This window comes from Paenisporosarcina sp. P4_E4_2 (genome assembly GCF_056401595.1).
Map to the genome: position 1 here is coordinate 1 of NZ_JBFUJC010000290.1, position 4,045 is coordinate 4,045.

At 40.8% G+C, this 4,045-nt stretch carries 3 protein-coding genes; all 3 read right to left on the reverse strand.

The window, feature by feature from the left end; translation table 11 throughout:
• On the reverse strand, positions 1 to 1,246 hold a 1,246-nt coding region (locus AC1DSB_RS15630; protein WP_477587058.1), incomplete at its 3' end, for a dihydrolipoamide acetyltransferase family protein.
• Between the two features lie 100 nt (positions 1,247 to 1,346).
• Positions 1,347 to 2,324: an alpha-ketoacid dehydrogenase subunit beta gene (locus tag AC1DSB_RS15635; RefSeq protein WP_016427830.1), complete on the reverse strand. Its 978-nt coding sequence runs from the start codon at positions 2,322 to 2,324 to the stop codon at positions 1,347 to 1,349.
• 3 nt (positions 2,325 to 2,327) lie between these two features.
• Positions 2,328 to 3,449, reverse strand: coding sequence for a pyruvate dehydrogenase (acetyl-transferring) E1 component subunit alpha (gene pdhA / locus AC1DSB_RS15640; protein WP_016427831.1), 1,122 nt, complete (start codon positions 3,447 to 3,449; stop codon positions 2,328 to 2,330).
• Positions 3,450 to 4,045 lie beyond the last annotated feature (596 nt).

A 4,045-nucleotide genomic window follows, 5' to 3' on the forward strand; every position in this document is an offset into this window, starting at 1 on the left:
CGGCTACAATTTCACCATTTTTTATGACAGGTTTCTCTGCAATACGACCAATTCCTAGAATTGCAACTTCAGGATGATTGATAACTGGCGTAAACCATTGTCCACCAGCAGAGCCAATATTCGTGATTGAACAAGAAGCACCTTTCATTTCAGAAGGTAATAATTTTCCATCGCGAGCTTTACCTGCAAGTGTGTTGATTTCATCTGAAATCGCAAATACTGATTTACGGTCTGCATGTTTGATGACTGGTACTAACAAGCCTTTTTCAGTATCCGCTGCAATTCCGATATTGAAGTAATGTTTTTGAATGATTTCGCCAGCTTCGTCATCAAGTGAACGATTGAAGTCTGGGAATTCACGCAATGTGCTTACCAACGCTTTAACTACGTATGGTAAATACGTTAATTTCACATTCTTCTCAGCCGCTAAATCTTTGAATTTCTTACGATGTGCAACAAGTTCAGTTACATCTACTTCATCCATTAATGTAACGTGTGGAGCAGTATGTTTCGAGTGAACCATTGCTTTAGCAATTGCTTTACGGATTCCTGACATCTTCTCACGAGTTTCAGGGAATTCGCCTTCTAAAGCTGGAGCTGCAGGTTTCGCTACTTTTTCAGTGCTTGTTGTTTCTTCATTTGCAACAACTTCATCTTGTGGAGTTGCTTCAGAAGTTTGCCCACCGTTCATATATGCTTCAATATCTTCTTTCATCACACGGCCGTTTTTACCTGAACCGTTGACTTGAGAAATTTCAACATCGTTATCTCGTGCAAATTTACGTACTGATGGCATCGCAATTACACGACCATTTGGATCTTTTTCAGCCTTAGGAGCTGCTTCTGTTTTAGGTGCAGCTTTCGTTGGTTCTGCAGATGCTTTTTCAGAAGCTTGACCTTTCGCTACAGCTTGTCCAGCTTCAGCAGTTGCTTGAACCTGAGATTCTGTTTTCTCTTCTGCTTTCGATTCGTCTTCGTGATCACCTTTAAACTGAAGATCTTCATAGCCAGGTGCGTCGATGCGAATCAAGACTTGGCCTACAGTCGCTACTGTACTCTCTTCAATCAGCACTTCCTCCACTTTTCCTGCTACAGGAGAAGGGATTTCAACGACTGCTTTATCGTTTTGAACTTCACATAAAATATCATCTTCGCCAATGGTGTCGCCTGCTTTGACAAACCATTTCACTATTTCGCCTTCGTGTATACCTTCACCGATATCCGGTAATCGAAATTCAAATGCCACAAAATTCACCCTTTCAGTTGTGAGTGTCTATCATCTTCAATTCCAAAAGACGGTCAAGAAATTCTATGTGCTAACTTATACCGACTTTTTGAACTTCTTATTAGAATGTAAGTACTTTTTTTGCTGTTAGTACAATATCCTTCGAGTTTGGTAACCAAACTGATTCCGCTTGAGCGAATGGGAAGATTGTATCAGGTGCAAATACTCGTAATACTGGCGCTTCTAGACTTAAGATTGCACGTTCGTTAATTTCAGCTACAACGTTAGCAGCAATACCTGCTTGTTTTTGTGCTTCTTGAACGACAACCGCTCGACCTGTTTTTTCAACAGATGCAATGATCGTTTCAATATCCAAAGGTTGCACAGTACGTAAATCGATGACTTCTACTGAGTAGTTTTCTTTTTCAAGTTCTTCTGCAGCTTTCAAGCTATCGTGTACCATTGCACCATAAGCAATAATTGTTAAGTCTGTACCTTCACGTTTTACTTCCGCTTTACCCAAAGGAATTGTGTATTCTTCTTCAGGTACTTCTTCACGGAATGAACGGTATAATTTCATGTGCTCCAAGAAAATAACTGGGTCATTATCACGGATTGCAGAAATTAATAATCCTTTTGCATCGTAAGGAGAAGATGGAATAACTACTTTCAAACCAGGTTGAGAAGCAACTAGACCCTCTAAGCTGTCAGCATGCATTTCAGGAGTATGAACGCCTCCACCAAATGGAGAACGGATTGTTACCGGCGCATTGTATTTGCCTCCACTGCGGAAACGCATACGAGCCAATTGACCACTGATTGAATCCATTACTTCATAAACGAAACCGAAGAATTGGATTTCCGGTACTGGACGGAAGCCTTCAAGAGAAAGACCAACCGCTAAGCCACCGATTCCTGATTCAGCAAGAGGTGTATCAAATACACGGTCTTCACCGAATTCTTTTTGTAAACCTTCAGTTGCACGGAATACACCGCCGTTATTTCCAACGTCTTCACCGAAGACGAGGACGTTTTCATCATTCTTTAGCTCTGTACGGAGTGCATCCGTAATTGCTTGAATCATCGTCATTTGTGCCATCGGTTACTTCGACTCCTTCTCTTTGTAAAGTTCATATTGTTCTTTTAAGTGATATGGCATTTCTACGTTTGGATCATACATAATTTCCATTAGATCCGTCACTTTTTGTTTCGGAGCAGCATCAGCTGTTTTAATGGCATCTTTGATTTCTTCTTTAGCTTGTTCGATCACTTCATTTTCTTTTTCTTCATTCCAAAGATCTTTTGCTTCTAAATAAGCACGGAATCGAACTAATGGATCTTTCTTTTCCCACTCTGAATCCGTATCAGATGTACGGTAACGTGTCGGGTCATCCCCAGCCATCGTATGTGGTCCATAACGGTAACATAATGTTTCAATTAATGTTGGGCCTTCACCATTAACTGCACGTTCACGAGCGTCGCGTGTTGCAACATAAACTGCCAATGGATCCATTCCATCAACTAGGATACTTGGAATACCTGCTGCAATCCCTTTTTGAGCGATTGTTTTAGCAGCAGTTTGCAATTCACGTGGAGTTGAGATTGCATATTGGTTATTTTGAACAATGAATATAGCTGGAGAGCGGAAAGCACCTGCAAAGTTAATACCTTCGTAGAAGTCACCTTGCGAAGAACCACCGTCACCTGTATAAGTCACAGCAACTGATTTTTTCCCGCGTTTTTGCATACCAAGAGCAACACCTGCAGCTTGGATGATTTGAGCACCAATAATGATTTGTGGTGGGAATACTTTCACGTTTTCAGGAATCTGATTCCCCATGAAGTGTCCTCTTGAGAATAGGAATGCTTGTGAAAGTGGCAATCCGTGCCAGATCATTTGAGGTACATCGCGGTACCCTGGTAGGATGAAATCTTCTTTTTCAAGAGCATAATGAGAAGCTAATTGAGAAGCTTCTTGCCCAGCTGTTGGTGCATAGAAACCTAAACGCCCTTGTCTGTTTAAAGAAATAGAACGTTGGTCAAGAATACGTGTATACACCATGCGGCGCATTAACTCGACTAATTCATCATTTGATAAATTTGGATCTGCGTCTTTGTTAACAATTTCGCCTTCTTCATTCAAAATCTGAAACATTTCAAATTTTTCTTCGATCGCTTGAAGTGTTTCTACTGGTCCTAATTGCTTGGCATTTTTTGCAGCCATGTTAACACCTCTCCTTAAGTAACTGTATTAAAGCAAGTATAAAAATTGAGTGATACAATGTTCATTCTTTCCTAGTATACTCAACTTTATTTTCGTGGTCAATCATTGGAAACTCTAGTGAAATATGAACTTACCAATGACGGACTATTCACATTCCTTAAATCTGTACTAGTACAAATGAAACTCTGTATTATAAAACTAAATCGACTGTAAACGTTCTACAACGCACAAAAAAACGACCTCAGCTCGAGGTCGTTTTTTAACTGTATACTAATGAAAAAGCGTATGTAAGAAAATGTTGATTTCCATTGCGGCGGACGCGTTTCGCGGGCACGGCTTCAGTCTCCTCGTCACTAGAAAAACCGGTGCTCCTRCATCGCTTCGCTAGCTTCGTCGCAAACGAATAGTGCAAACTTACATTTGCACTATTCGTTTCCTGCGGGKYCTTCAGCTCGTGCTGTTCCCGCTGAAGTCGCCGCCTCCACTCCAATCAACGGATTTCGCTTCTGTTTGCATATCTCTTCATATTATTTCATTAGTAAGATGATGGTCGGCTATTTCTGAAGACTCCTGCGGAAAAACGAAATAAGTTAGAC

Coding starts and splice junctions, on each gene's coding strand:
- AC1DSB_RS15635 (WP_016427830.1), bottom strand. CDS start 2,324: ATGGCACAAATGACGATGATTCAAGCAATTACGGATGCACTCCGTACA.
- pdhA (WP_016427831.1), bottom strand. CDS start 3,449: ATGGCTGCAAAAAATGCCAAGCAATTAGGACCAGTAGAAACACTTCAA.